Below are 12861 nucleotides of genomic sequence, written 5' to 3'. Positions count from 1 at the left end.
TTTTTATACAAATTTTTACTATTGTCTCAGTGCTATTGCTATACGGTTAAAGGCACTCATTAAACCAATAGCGATAGTTAAATCAGAAATTTGTTCATCAGAAAAATGGTGTTTTAATTCATTAAAGAGAGCATCTGATGTACCACTGGTAGCTATATTAACGACAGCTTCGGTCCAAGCTAATGCAGCGCGCTCTAATGAATTAAAATGATGACTAACCTGCCAGCCAGCGAGTGTGTCTATTTTTTTGTTACTGACACCATTTGAACGTAATGAGCTTGCATGCATATCTAGGCAAAATGCACAGCCATTGATTTGTGAAACTCTTAAATAAACAAGCTCTATTAGTTCTTTACCTAACCCGCTTTTATCCAATGCATTTTTGCATTCAATAAGCCCTTTATACGCTTCAGGTGATAAATTGTTATAAGCTAATCTCAGTTCGCTCATGGGGGTTCCTTACATATTTTGTTGTCAGATGAAATGTAATGTTTGGTGCGGTTTGGTTGGAAGGTTGAGCTACTTTATTTTATAAAGAAATCAAGTTCAATAGCATTAAGTGGCATTTGTGGAAACCAATATTAGATTAGTACGACAAGAATCTATAAATTTTTGCTGAATATCGAGTGGAAGTTGGTTATCTGTAATAATATCTGTCAATTCGTCTATTTGAGCGACACGAAATAATGACCATTTACCGTATTTACTACTATCAGCAAGCATAACAGAGCGTGTAGCATTTGTTATTAGGTCACGTTTTAGACCTGCTTTTTCTTCTGTTGGTGTTGTAATTCCTTTTTCTAAACTCCAAGAGTTACAACTAATGAATGCGATATCAGGATAAATGCTACGTAATAAAACACGCCCATGCTCACCAATACAAGATTGGCTACTATCGTCAATTCTTCCACCAACAATTGTGACTTCAATTTGTTTGAATTCAGAAAGAAAAAGGGCAATATGGAGGTCAGAGGTGATAACACGCAGGGGCATATGAGTGAGCTCTCGCGCTAGCTCAAGCATGGTTGTTCCTGCATCAAGTAGAACCGTGCTACCTGGTTCAATTAAACGGGCTGCCGCTTTCGCAATAGCCCGTTTCTCTCTTAGATTACGCTGGTTTTTTTCGGACGTAGTGGGCTGAACAGGAATGAAACGGTTTAGGGTTACACCGCCATGCGTGCGAGAGATAACCCCAGTTTCATCAAGTTTAATGAGATCACGCCGGATAGTGGCCGCTGACACGGATAATGCTTGTACTAGTTCTTCAACAGTGACGAGGTTATGCTGTTTAAGATACTCAAGTATTAAATCTAATCTATCCATTGTGCTCATTAGTTATACTACATTCATCGCAAGTTTAAGTGAGATGGCCATACTTTCAGGATTTGCTTTACCCGTCCAAGCAATATCAAATGCGGTTCCGTGATCGGCTGAAGTGCGCAAGAACGGAAGGCCCGCAGTGATATTAACACCATCATAAAAACCTAATAATTTCAAAGGAATATGACCCTGATCGTGATACATGGCAACGACCATATCATATTGCCCTTGATAGGCTTGTAAAAATACAGTATCTGGAGGACAAGGGCCATAAACATTAATACCTTCAGACCTTACCTGTTCTATAGCTGGTTGTAAATATACGATTTCTTCATCACCAAATAAACCATTTTCCCCAGCATGAGGATTAACGCCAGCGATCGCAATACGTGGTTTTTCATAGCCAACGCGTTTTAAAAAGTCTGATGCGATACGAGACACGGTTATGATACGCTCGCTATTTAATGTATCTAAAAATTTACGCAATGCAATATGTGTTGTGACATGGATGACTTTTAATTTTTCGGTATAAAGCACCATGGCATAATCTTTGGTATTGGTTAGCTGGGCAAGTAGTTCAGTGTGACCTGGGTAGTTGTGCCCGGCAAGGTGCAATGCTTCTTTATTTAAAGGTGCAGTGGCAATCGCTTTCACTTCACCTGCGAGAGCTAGTTCAGTCGCACGTTTAATACAACGAAATGCTAAGTCACCAGCTTGAGCTTGGACCTTCCCCGCAATAAGTGCGCTAGGGTCGGCTAGGGGTTCATCAATAATATTGATGGTATCCGCTGAAAATTGAGCTTCTTTGATATTTTGTATCACATTGATTTTTATCTGAGGAACTACCCCTGATTTAATTAATCGCTGCATTGTTGATGCACAACCGATAACAACGGCAGAGGCTCCTGCCAGTTCACCTTCTGCAAGGGATTTGACGATAATTTCTGGGCCAATACCTGCAGGATCTCCCATGGTAATAGCAACAACATTATTTTTCACAATAAATTTCCTCAATATATTTGATGGCTTCGCATAAAGTGGTTATTTGACCAAACCCTCCCGCTTTGGTGATCACGGGTAAGTCATCGATTTCACTGTCAATAAAAGTGCCACAAGGTATACATGGCAGTACTTCAGATTGAATTCGATAACCTTTTGCTCCCAAAGTATTGGCAACCGCAATCGCAATATCTCCACCTGTTAAAAAAAGTCCCCCGATGCTGGCAACAGACAGCGTATTTAAGGTCAGCAAACTAATAAAGTCGCTGATATTTTTCCCCAATTCATTACGTGTCATACCGTAGGTATTGCATAGGTCATCAATATGATGCCTATCTTGCACATCTCGGCTGGTTCGTATGATGGTGTGTTTTTGTTGGTTTAATGTTTGACTAATTTCTTTGATGAGCGCAGCCATGTAGTTATCTTGTGTAGTGGCTGCAAGTACTTGCGTGACATCAACATCAATGACACTGGCATCACAATGTGTTTGTGCATAGTTTACCTGTTCAATTGTTGCGCTGCTCATTGAGCCAGCGACAATAAATAATGGTAGCCCTTGCTTTTTATCCATGAAAATATTTTCAGGTAATGCATTTGCAAAGCCCGCAGCTCCAACGAGTAGGCAAGATTGATCTATTGAAAATACGGCTTCAGCAATTAGTGCTAAATCTTCATCATTTTCAGCGTCCGTGACGATGATACTGCCTTGCGTTGGCTCTTGTGCTTGTAACCATGTTGCGAATCGCCCTGAACGTATTTGGTCTAGATTCACTTCAATAACGGGCAGGGTAGTCTGCTGATGGAGAATAGTTTGGATACGTGATGAAACTATTGGTGTTTTAGGGTCAGAAGCAAATTCAGTTTCAATAAGTGCTTTTCCATGAACGAGACATTCACCATTTAACGTTACACGTCCTGCCGCAGGAATAGCTGCGGCAACAATAGCAAGTTTTAAGCCTGTTTCTGACATAATTGTCTCTATTTCTGCCCCGATATTACCGCGAAATGTTGAGTCAATTTTTTTATAAATGACAGGTTTATCCTTCTGAGATAAAAAAGGTTTCAGGCTATTTCGTAGGTTTTCTGAAGCAACTTGTGCATTTAATGCGCGACTTTCTGTATTAAGCACAACGACATCAGCAAACCAAGAATGTTTTTGTGTATTATCAAGAAGTATCTCTGTGCGCGCATGCTTTTTAGCAAATTGAACACCGGTATCATTTGCCCCTGTAAAGTCATCTGCAATAACTAATAGCTTCATAAATAACTCCTTACTCTTCAGTTTGTTGGGGTTGTCTTGCTTGTTGGCGTTTAGCAACCCAAGAGGTCAGGATAGGGGTTAGAATAGCGGTGGTGATCACGGATGCAGCAATCAAAGGAGCAGCAGAAAGCGCGATAGCCTCTAAGGATGGGTCGGCTTGTGCGATAGCGAGTGGTGTTGCTACAGCATTTCCTGCGGTACTTGAGGCAGCAGCGCCTGCGATACCTGAGCCTCCTACTAGACGGTCTGCTCGAATATTAAACCAGCCGCCAACAAACGTAGTCAGCACACCGAGCAAGATACCTGCGAGTCCACCTTGTAATAGCATTTCTAAGTTGATCCCTGCGCCTAGTGCAAAAGCGAAGAAAGGAATTAATATTGGCCCACCTTTTGTTAGAAAATCGCGCATATGTGGGTCTAGATTTCCTAAGATCATGCCAACAATTAACGGAACAAGAACTGCAACTAATGCCATTAAAGGGATATTTGCCATACCAGCTGCGCCTAGCGCAATCATGGTAAAGAAAGGCCCATCATTAAGAGATAAAATTGAGATAGCACCAACGTCTCGTTTATTACCAAACTCCCCAACTAAAGCGGCATATAAGCCACCATTTGAATTGCTCATTGCTGCAATAATTGCAACACCAGTTAAACCAAAAATCCCTTCCATTCCAAAGAGATAATCGACGCCTAGACCAAGAGCAATCGCAACGACTAGTTTTGTTAAGGTAATTGTACCTCCTTGTAATAAAGCTTGTGGCGCCGCTTTAAAACTAATTCCTGCACCCATACAAAGCAAGAATGCACCAATAAGAGCAGGGGCACCATTTTTAAACAGTGATGTTGTAAAGCCACCGATTTCGAGGGCTTGAGGAGCAAAGGTGTTGATTAGGGCACCGAGTACTAATGGCACAACCATCATGCCACCAGGTATACGTTCAATCGATTTTTTTATTTGCATGGTTTTCTCCGCCATGATTTATTTTAGTCATTATGATTATATTTAATCAATTAAAAACAACAGTGATCAAGATCGCAATAATTCCATTTACCATTAATTGAAATTATACTCTAATTTTTATCACTAACTTGGCTTAAAATAATGATAATTTGGCTTTTTGATGGAGTGGATGTTATTTAAACTGATCGAGAGAGTGATTATAAATAATCATACCTGTGTTTTATGATTGAAAATAAGCACTAATAATTTAAAAGGATAAAACTAGGTTTATAACAAAATTATCTGTAATGGCTCAGCGATTCATTTTTACCAAAATAGAAACAGCAGATTTAGTGCTTTTAAATTTAGGATTATTAGACTTGTAGTTAGAAAATAAGTGGTGACAATAAGGCGCTTTATTATAATTATTAATTTGATAGGGATTAACTCATGCAATTTAAATCAATGATTAAATTGGTTGTCGGTGCTGCATTACTTCTAGTTATTGGTCTCGTAGGGATCAATTCATATACTATTGTACAAGATGGCTCGGTTAAGGTGGGGACATTTTTAGGAAAAGTCGACCCAGTTGCTTATGATGCAGGTTTACATTTTCCAATTAATCCGTTTACAACATTTGATACGTACTCAACAAAAGATATTCGAGTATCACTAAAAGAGCTAAGAGTACCTTCGCAAGATAAATTAAAATCTATTGTTGATATTACGGTAATGCTTCAGTTTGATGGTGCGAAAGCTCCTGTATTACGTATTAATGGTGGTACAGAAAGCGAAGCTTTAGATAAATATGTACGCCAAAAGCTGATCTCAACGATTTTAGAATTTGGTAAAGATGTTGCTAATGCACAAGATCTTTATACTGCAGATACACAAAGAAAATTACAAGAATCTATTCGTGATGCTATTCAAGGGTATGCTTCTCCTTATGGCTATACAATAAAAGAAATCATGATCCAAGATATTACTTTGCCTGAGGTTGTACAAGAGCAAGTGGTTAATACCAAAATGCGCCAAGAGCAAATCAACCAAGCAAAAGCAGAGGCAGAAAAAGAGCGTGAATTAGCTCAGAAAAAGGTTGTTATTGCTGAAGCGGAAAGAGAGTCTGCTGAACAACAAGCCATCGCCAGAGAACGTAACGCACAAGCAAGTTCATTTGCGATGCGCCAAGAAGCAGATGCAAAATTGTATGCTGCTCAGAAAGAAGCTGAAGCGAATGCGATATTGCAACGTACTATTACCCGTGAAATGATCAATTGGAAACAGTTAGAGATTGAGCAGATTAAAGCTCATAAATATAAAGGTGAGGTACCTAATATTGTTGTTGGTGCAGATTACGATGGTAAAATGATTATGGATATGCGTAATAGCCAGTAATATTAATTTAAAAGAATTACCACAGTTAAAACTCGTTCTATTAAGCTTGAGGTGACCACATAAGGTTATGCACTTTTAGTCAACGGGTTATAAGGCCTGATTTCGATATTGAACCGGAATCAGGCCATTCAATTTATGGAAGGGTACGCTTAATACTCTCTTTTTATTATGCTAAGTGATACAATATCTTTTTTAGAATATTCACTTAAATGCATAGGAATGTTAACAATACATACTTTTCTTGAGCTACTGAAAATAATTTTTACATGATTGACGCAAAATTTTCTGTTATTACCCTATATTTCTATAAATCAATCACAAGATGGTTTACCAGTACGATGATTTAGAGCTCCATTATCAATAAGGAATTTTTGCATTTCTGGAAGATTATTCTTACATGCATAAGTTAATGCACTTTGGTCATAAGAAAACATGGTTACATCATCAGTCGTTGTGCTCCGGTTAATATCTGCTCCTTGCGATAATAAATATTTAACCGTTTCCATTCTATTATTACTCGCGGCTATCATGACTAATGTCTCACCATCACTTTCAATTTGTTGATTATTCAAATCTACTTCATTTTTCATTAGATGATGGATTTTTTTTACAACATTGACATTATTACCAAGCACCGCTGATTTTAGTACGTTATATACGTCACCTGTATCGGTTGCCCAAAGATTAGCATTCTGCGAGATAAGATAATCAACCATAGCTTCATCGCCAATAAAGGCCGCCCATCCAAGAGCCGTTTGGTCTAAGCTACCAGTGTCTTTGGCTTCTATATCTTGCCCCTCAGTAACCATCTGTTTTACTTTATCTAAATTTCCCTGCTTTACGGCATCAAACCATTCGGCATTGGCGCCCTCGCTAGGACTTTCATAGAAGACTCTCCAAGGTAAGCGTTCTTTATTCGCTAGTTCGAGCATAGTAGTATAATCTGTTTTAAAATGCCTATATTTTAAAGGATTATTATTATTAATAACTTGGGCCTGAGATACAGCCCCAAAAGCAATTAATGAAAAGGCAAATATAACTTTTTTAATATGCATATTGAAACCTTATTAATATTTAGTTATGTATTAGTATTAAAAAATAAACGATACAAAGCAATACAAATCATACTCATTGTATTTTTATGTGGTTACTCTGATTTATTTGAATATATTAATTTTTATCTTTATCTCAAGGAACGATGACATAATCCGGAGCAGCGATAGCAAATAACTCATTTTTTTCTAACTCAGGTGGATATATCCACTTGGTATTAATTTCTTGCTTTATCTTTTTTCCTTCCTGTTTAATATGATGTATTTTCCTATGCCAACCTTCGGTATAAAGAGCACCCCAAGCCCCTAAATCAAGGCAAGTTACATATTTAAGTTGACTATAAGGGTGTAATGGAAGACCTAATAGCTCAGCTGCTGCATTATACCCTGCAACACGGCCTAAACTTAGAGCATGTTGGCAAGTCATTAAATTATGATTTCCTTGATTATCTGTGGGAGCTTTGACAGTATCTCCTGCGACGAAAACATTTGAGACAGCTTGTGCGTGTAAATAATTATCCGAGATAATCCTATTACTAGCGTCACGTTCACCGCGAATCTGTTCCGTTAGAGAACTTGCTTTTACTCCTGTCGCTAATACGACAGTATTTGATTCGATGTACTCACCGTTTGACAGAGTAACTCCATCATGGCTTAGTGCTTCGACTCGTAATCCCGCGCGCAATTCAACGCCGCATTCAGTTAGAGCTTGTTGAATTACAGGTGAAATTTCGGCTCCCATTCCTGCTCCCACAGTGGATTCTGAGTCAATTATAAATACTCGGCCCTCTGTTGTTTCACCAAGAATTGCTTTTAGTCGGGCTGGCATTTCAGCAGCACTTTCTAAGCCTGTTAATCCTCCACCGACGACAACAACGGTGCTTCTAGCTAAAGTTTCCGGTTTGTTCTTTAGTGCTTGTAAATGTGTTTCAAGACGATGTGCAGTTTCTAATGAATCAACATCAAAGCCATACCTATCAAATCCAGGAACGGGAGGTACATTTAATTGGCTACCAGTTGCCAGAATAAAGCGCTCATAGACTAACGTAGTTTGGTTGCCATTAGCTAAATTAACGGTTAATAACTTTGCATCTGTATCGATATTCTGGATTTCACCTGCAATATATTCAACACCGACGGCAGCTAGCTGCTTTGAAATATCAGGGGATATATTATCCAGCTTTGCTTCATATAAACGCGGCCGTATAGTGAGATTCGGTCTTGGTGAAATTAAAATAACTTTGATGCTATTTTCTTTATTTTCTTGTGAAATTACCCGCATTGCTGAAATAGCTGCCCAGAAGCCAGCAAAACCAGATCCTGCAATAACAATTTTAGCTGTCATTATTGAATTCCTTTGGAGTTTAACTTTAAATGCTCAGTTGCAAATTTTAAATAATAAAAAACCGCACCAGTGAAGATGTTATTAAAATTAGGTACAAACGATATAATTTATGGTTATCGGATTATATGTTATGTTTTACCACGACCTCCTTTGCTCGAACGCACTGTTCTAGCTTCAATTTTTTGATCCATCCATGAGTTTACATCTCTATAAAAACTATTAGGGGCGATTTGACATAGACGCTGCGCCACATCAGCGAGGGTTTGGTTAGCTAATACATCTCTCATGGCATTTTCGGCTTGAAGAATGACTTTATGTACGGAGCAGGTACCTGAAATGGCCCATTGTGGTAGACCATTTTCTTCGAAAACAGCACAGCGGCGTCGTATTTCCTGGCACTCGAAAAGCGGTTTATAACCTTCTATAGCATCAATTATAGATAGAAATGTGATTTTTTCAGGGGGTAATGCTAATCGATATCCACCTCTAATTCCCTCATTCGAACTCACGATCCCTGCTTTTTCTAACCGAGGTAAAATTTTTGCTAGAAAACTTGGAGAGATGCCTTGTAGCTCTGCAAGTTCTCTACTGCTAAGAGAGCGTTCGGGATTATCAACAAACCAAAGTAGACAATGGATACCATATTCAACACTGACAGTAATGTGTGCCATTTATTTAAATTTCCTAAGCATCTATTTATAAACAAGGACAATACAGGTCTCCGTTTTAATTGTCAATAAACTAAGATAAGTTTGGTCCGCGTTATGAGTGTAAACAGCCACAAGTTACAGATCTATGAGGCTGTAAGCGTTTTTATTTGTTCTACGAGCACTATTAGCGCGAAGTATTTTGTAAACTTATTGTCTAATATAACCATGAAAAATACCTTAAAAAGTCAGGTCTATTAATAGGATTAGTTATGATTGCAGTAAGCGCTTGTTTGTTAGGGTATTGTGTAAGGTATGATGGGAAGCATCAATTATATACTCCTTTGAAAAAACTCTATGAGGATGGTCTGGTCATCAGTATTTGTCCTGAAGTTTTTGGCGGGTTACCAACACCGAGAGCATCTGCAGAAATAATGGGGGGAAATGGTGATGATGTACTCGCTGGGCGAGCTAGTGTGGTCGGAAGCGATAATATCGATGTCACTCAAGAATTTATTCGTGGTGCGTATATTGCTTTAGAAAAAATTCAATTAATGAATGTGAGATTAGTTGTACTCAAAAGTAATAGCCCCTCGTGCGGTAGTCAGCATATCTATAATGGTCAGTTTGATGGCACTTTAAAAGTCGGTATGGGTGTCTGTGCTGCACTATTTAAACGGCACCATATTGACATATTGGATGAGAACTCACCTGATTTAATCATGAAAATTAGGGGTTATTTCGAAAAAATGTAATGAAAATATATTTTGATAATCAACTTAAGGTAAATATAGTGAGTGAATTCTGTATTAGGGGAGTTGTGCTTTATTGTTAGCTAATTGGATGTCGTATTATGATGCCTGATTGTTGTTATTATCTGAAATTTAGCAAAAAAATAGTACTGTCTAGATAATTGTATTGCAGTTGTGTTATATCATCAGGAAATAAATTTCATGAGTTTATACGATGTTTAATATTTCTGAGTTGATCAATGATTCTCCAATCGATTCCATTCTTTTATTTGTTATCACATTTATCTTGTTAGTTATTTCTGCCTACGTTGGTAAATATATTTTTAAGCGTAAATCAGCCCACGAAGAAGCGACGGATGATGAAGCTAAAATTATTTTAGGGGCGATTTTATCTTTATTGGGTTTATTGATAGGGTTTGTTTTATCAATTTCGATTAATGGCTATAACAACCGTCAGCAAACAGAAGAAAATGAAGCTATTGCTATTGGTACGGCATATCAGAGAGCACAGTTATTGAGCACTGATGATAGAGGAAAAGCCTCTCAGCTTATTCAACAATACTTGGAAGCTCGGATTGAGTTTTTTAAGTCAGGTATCAGTGACGAAAATAACCAATGGCGGATGACTTCTTTGGAAAAGCAGAGTCAATTATGGGAAATCGCGGTAAAAGAAGCAAGTCAAACACCAAACCCTATTGTGGCTTCTGTACTCAGTGCATTTAGCGACCTTTATCTTTCTCAACAAAAAACGATGGCAAGTTGGCGACACCAAATTCCAAATGCAACTTGGTTTTTACTGATCTTTTTTGCTATCTGTTCAAATATTCTTATTGGTTACAATATACGCGGGACAAAAGGGAAAAATTGGTTGATACTCATATTGCCGTCATTAACCACGTTGGCTCTATTTATGATTGCAGAAATTGATGTTCCTGGTGAAGGTATGATCCACGTAACACCTGATGATTTAATTTTATTACAGGAATTCTTATTTAGGGATGGTGCTTGGTTGGGAAAGTAGGGGCGTTGTAAAAAAACTCCCCACTAGCAAATTTGCCATGGGGAGTTCTGTTTTAGCGGACGATAATGCCTAATAAAATTCCGATTGCGCCAAAGTCAGCGTCACTGAATGTAGTATTAGCAATACCAATATCCCCAAGAACAGGTAATAGGAATACTGGTAGGAAGGTAATAAGCAGCCCTTGAGCAAATGCACCCAAGATAGCTCCACGACGACCGCCTGTTGCATTACCAAAAACACCGGCAGCAGCACCTACGAAGAAATGCGGTACAACGCCTGGAATAATAACCGTCATATTTAATGCATACAGAACGAACATTCCCAAAACACCGGCAGCGAAACTACTTAAAAATCCGACTAATACGGCGTTTGGTGCATATGGGAATACCACTGGGCAGTCTAAAGCAGGCTTCGCATTAGGAACTAATTTGTCTGAGATACCTTTAAACGCAGGGACGATTTCTGCAATAACCATACGTACACCTTGCAGAATAATGTATACGCCTGCAGCAAATGTAATGGATTGCATTAATGAGAACATGAACCAATTCTTACCACCACTGACTTCGCGAACGAAATCACCGCCTGCGAATAAGCATGTAATGATAAAAATAATGAACATGGTGAAAGAGATAGCGACAGGTGTATCTCTTAAAAATAGTAAGCTTTTCGGGACATTCATGTCTTCTGTTGAATGTTCTTTATTACCGAATTTGCTTCCAATGAACCCAGCTAGGACATAAGAAATCGTTGAAAAATGCCCAATCGCAACATCATCTGAGCCTGTCACTTTTTTCATGTAAGGGTGGGCAATTGCTGGGAAAAATACCATACAAAAGCCAACAATCAGTGAGCCAACAGTGACTAATAGAGTTCCTTCCATTCCAGCGGTAGCTAAGATAACTGCTATCATCATGGACATGAATAACGTATGGTGCCCAGTGAGGAATATAAATTTCCATGGTGTTAAGCGAGCAATCAAGATATTGATTAGCATCGCAAAGAACATAATCATTGCCATTTCACGACCGAAGCTTTTTTGTGCAATAGAAACAATAGCTTCGTTATTTGGTACCACACCATTAATACCAAAAGCATGTTGGAAAATAGCGGAAAAATCACCTAAAGAGCTGACAACTAAGCCAGCACCAGCGCCTAAGATCACAAAACCCATTATGGTTTTAATGGTGCCTTTAATGCATTCAGTGACGGGTTTTTTCTGCGCGATCAAACCAATAAGTGCGATTAGACCAACAAGAATGGCTGGTTCAGATAAAACATCCTGCATCAGAAAACGAAAAAATGACATAGTGCCTCCGCTTACATCGCGCCGAGTTTTTGTAAAGCAATGGTGAGACGTTCTTTCATTGCAACTTTATCAATCATATTTTCGAGAGCAACGATTTCGCCACCAACTTGTTGAGCGACTAATTGTTCAGCAATATCGCTTGTACCAACAAAGATATCACTCACAGTGCCTTTTGCTGAGCCTAGATCAACATGGTCAACATCTGCATTAACTTGCAAATCTTTTAAGATATTTTTGATGCTCATTTCCATCATCAAACTAGTACCTAAACCATTTCCACAAACAACAGTAATTTTCATAATATTTACCTTAATATTTATCTTATTCGTATTTAGCGATGATTTTTAGAATGTCATCTACGTTTTCTGATTGCATGATGTTATCTACATCGTCTTGATTATCAAATAGTTCTGCGAGTTTCGCGATAGCACCAATATGGCTATTGCTATCAGTGGCTGCTAGTACAATTAATAATTTGATTGGGTCATTGCCATCGGAGCCAAATTCAACACCTTGTTTGATAACGGTTAACCCAAGAGATAGTTGGTTTACTCCGTCTTCTGGACGTGCATGTGGCATGGCAATACCTGGGCCTAATACATAGTAAGGGCCGATTTTTTCGTGTGATTGAATTATTGCATCAATATATCTTGGTTCGATGAACTTATTATTAATTAATGGATTACAGGCGATTTTTATCGCTTCTTGCCAATTATTGGCACTGTCGACGACTTGAATGACGTTAGGGGTCAGTAATGTCGTTAGCATCGGGTTGCTCCTGGTAGAGTGAAATTATTATCTTTGTAATGGTTGA

At 38.4% G+C, this 12861-nt stretch carries 14 protein-coding genes; 3 read left to right on the top strand and 11 right to left on the bottom strand.

Annotation, left to right across the window (positions count from 1 at the left end; all coding sequences use genetic code 11):
* Nucleotides 1-18: 18 nt before the first annotated feature.
* The 5 genes from FVA72_RS12935 to FVA72_RS12915 form a co-directional block, all read right to left on the bottom strand.
* Nucleotides 19-450, bottom strand: a complete 432-nt coding sequence (locus FVA72_RS12935) for a carboxymuconolactone decarboxylase family protein (protein ID WP_004263450.1) — start codon at nt 448-450, stop codon at nt 19-21.
* Nucleotides 451-555: 105 nt separating this feature from the next.
* Nucleotides 556-1332, bottom strand: a complete 777-nt coding sequence (locus FVA72_RS12930; RefSeq protein ID WP_036958646.1) for a DeoR/GlpR family DNA-binding transcription regulator — start codon at nt 1330-1332, stop codon at nt 556-558.
* 3 nt (nt 1333-1335) lie between these two features.
* On the bottom strand, nt 1336-2292 hold the full coding sequence (locus tag FVA72_RS12925; RefSeq protein ID WP_036958696.1) for a D-threonate 4-phosphate dehydrogenase: 957 nt from the start codon (nt 2290-2292) through the stop codon (nt 1336-1338).
* 16 nt (nt 2293-2308) lie between these two features.
* Nucleotides 2309-3583 carry a D-threonate kinase gene (gene dtnK, locus FVA72_RS12920; RefSeq protein ID WP_110591582.1) on the bottom strand — a complete coding sequence of 425 codons (1275 nt, stop codon included), beginning with the start codon at nt 3581-3583 and terminating at the stop codon, nt 2309-2311.
* 10 nt (nt 3584-3593) lie between these two features.
* Nucleotides 3594-4547, bottom strand: coding sequence for a 2-keto-3-deoxygluconate permease 1 (locus FVA72_RS12915; protein ID WP_094961229.1), 954 nt, complete (start codon nt 4545-4547; stop codon nt 3594-3596).
* 429 nt (nt 4548-4976) lie between these two features.
* Here FVA72_RS12915 and FVA72_RS12910 point away from each other — a divergent pair, with 429 nt between their 5' ends.
* On the top strand, nt 4977-5921 hold the full coding sequence (locus FVA72_RS12910) for an SPFH domain-containing protein (RefSeq protein WP_004263460.1): 945 nt from the start codon (nt 4977-4979) through the stop codon (nt 5919-5921).
* A 311-nt stretch (nt 5922-6232) separates the two neighbouring features.
* Here FVA72_RS12910 and FVA72_RS22055 read toward each other — a convergent pair whose 3' ends face one another.
* From FVA72_RS22055 to FVA72_RS12895, 3 genes are all read right to left on the bottom strand, one after another.
* The gene (locus FVA72_RS22055; protein WP_110591583.1) at nt 6233-6976 is read right to left on the bottom strand and encodes an ankyrin repeat domain-containing protein; all 744 of its coding nucleotides are present in this window, start codon (nt 6974-6976) and stop codon (nt 6233-6235) included.
* A gap of 133 nt (nt 6977-7109) precedes the next feature.
* Nucleotides 7110-8318 (bottom strand): NAD(P)/FAD-dependent oxidoreductase, encoded by a 1209-nt coding sequence (locus tag FVA72_RS12900; RefSeq protein ID WP_110591584.1) that lies wholly within the window; start codon nt 8316-8318, stop codon nt 7110-7112.
* A gap of 128 nt (nt 8319-8446) precedes the next feature.
* The gene (locus FVA72_RS12895; RefSeq protein ID WP_004263467.1) at nt 8447-8989 is read right to left on the bottom strand and encodes an RrF2 family transcriptional regulator; all 543 of its coding nucleotides are present in this window, start codon (nt 8987-8989) and stop codon (nt 8447-8449) included.
* Between the two features lie 248 nt (nt 8990-9237).
* Between FVA72_RS12895 and FVA72_RS12890 the strand changes: the two genes are divergently transcribed.
* Together FVA72_RS12890 and FVA72_RS12885 are read left to right on the top strand one after the other, a co-directional pair.
* Complete coding sequence (locus FVA72_RS12890; RefSeq protein WP_004263471.1) at nt 9238-9720, top strand: DUF523 domain-containing protein; 483 nt, start codon at nt 9238-9240, stop codon at nt 9718-9720.
* Nucleotides 9721-9931: 211 nt separating this feature from the next.
* Nucleotides 9932-10738, top strand: coding sequence for a DUF4239 domain-containing protein (locus tag FVA72_RS12885; protein ID WP_004263474.1), 807 nt, complete (start codon nt 9932-9934; stop codon nt 10736-10738).
* A gap of 52 nt (nt 10739-10790) precedes the next feature.
* Here the strand turns inward: FVA72_RS12885 and FVA72_RS12880 are convergent, their stop codons facing one another.
* Genes FVA72_RS12880 through FVA72_RS12870 form a run of 3 tightly spaced genes read right to left on the bottom strand, consistent with a single transcriptional unit; the run spans nt 10791 to nt 12815 of the window.
* Nucleotides 10791-12047, bottom strand: a complete 1257-nt coding sequence (locus FVA72_RS12880) for a PTS ascorbate transporter subunit IIC (RefSeq protein WP_036958647.1) — start codon at nt 12045-12047, stop codon at nt 10791-10793.
* Between the two features lie 11 nt (nt 12048-12058).
* A complete protein-coding gene (locus FVA72_RS12875) occupies nt 12059-12346 on the bottom strand; it encodes a PTS sugar transporter subunit IIB (protein ID WP_004263481.1) in 288 nt (95 codons plus the stop codon).
* A 22-nt stretch (nt 12347-12368) separates the two neighbouring features.
* Nucleotides 12369-12815: a PTS sugar transporter subunit IIA gene (locus FVA72_RS12870; protein ID WP_004263485.1), complete on the bottom strand. Its 447-nt coding sequence runs from the start codon at nt 12813-12815 to the stop codon at nt 12369-12371.
* Nucleotides 12816-12861 lie beyond the last annotated feature (46 nt).

Source organism: Providencia sp. PROV061 (assembly GCF_011045655.1).
Taxonomy (GTDB): Bacteria; Pseudomonadota; Gammaproteobacteria; order Enterobacterales; family Enterobacteriaceae; genus Providencia; species Providencia hangzhouensis.
Note: the sequence above shows the minus strand (reverse complement) of the source record. Positions and strands in the feature narration are given on the sequence as shown.

What these genes read in the sequence shown, in the direction of transcription:
- FVA72_RS12870 (WP_004263485.1), bottom strand. Translation starts at nt 12,815, where the DNA reads ATGCTAACGACATTACTGACCCCTAACGTCATTCAAGTCGTCGACAGT.
- FVA72_RS12880 (WP_036958647.1), bottom strand. Translation starts at nt 12,047, where the DNA reads ATGTCATTTTTTCGTTTTCTGATGCAGGATGTTTTATCTGAACCAGCC.
- FVA72_RS12875 (WP_004263481.1), bottom strand. Translation starts at nt 12,346, where the DNA reads ATGAAAATTACTGTTGTTTGTGGAAATGGTTTAGGTACTAGTTTGATG.
- FVA72_RS12925 (WP_036958696.1), bottom strand. Translation starts at nt 2,292, where the DNA reads ATGGGAGATCCTGCAGGTATTGGCCCAGAAATTATCGTCAAATCCCTT.
- FVA72_RS12900 (WP_110591584.1), bottom strand. Translation starts at nt 8,318, where the DNA reads ATGACAGCTAAAATTGTTATTGCAGGATCTGGTTTTGCTGGCTTCTGG.
- FVA72_RS12935 (WP_004263450.1), bottom strand. Translation starts at nt 450, where the DNA reads ATGAGCGAACTGAGATTAGCTTATAACAATTTATCACCTGAAGCGTAT.
- FVA72_RS12890 (WP_004263471.1), top strand. Translation starts at nt 9,238, where the DNA reads ATGATTGCAGTAAGCGCTTGTTTGTTAGGGTATTGTGTAAGGTATGAT.
- FVA72_RS12910 (WP_004263460.1), top strand. Translation starts at nt 4,977, where the DNA reads ATGCAATTTAAATCAATGATTAAATTGGTTGTCGGTGCTGCATTACTT.
- FVA72_RS22055 (WP_110591583.1), bottom strand. Translation starts at nt 6,976, where the DNA reads ATGCATATTAAAAAAGTTATATTTGCCTTTTCATTAATTGCTTTTGGG.
- FVA72_RS12895 (WP_004263467.1), bottom strand. Translation starts at nt 8,989, where the DNA reads ATGGCACACATTACTGTCAGTGTTGAATATGGTATCCATTGTCTACTT.
- FVA72_RS12930 (WP_036958646.1), bottom strand. Translation starts at nt 1,332, where the DNA reads ATGAGCACAATGGATAGATTAGATTTAATACTTGAGTATCTTAAACAG.
- FVA72_RS12885 (WP_004263474.1), top strand. Translation starts at nt 9,932, where the DNA reads ATGTTTAATATTTCTGAGTTGATCAATGATTCTCCAATCGATTCCATT.
- FVA72_RS12915 (WP_094961229.1), bottom strand. Translation starts at nt 4,547, where the DNA reads ATGCAAATAAAAAAATCGATTGAACGTATACCTGGTGGCATGATGGTT.
- dtnK (WP_110591582.1), bottom strand. Translation starts at nt 3,583, where the DNA reads ATGAAGCTATTAGTTATTGCAGATGACTTTACAGGGGCAAATGATACC.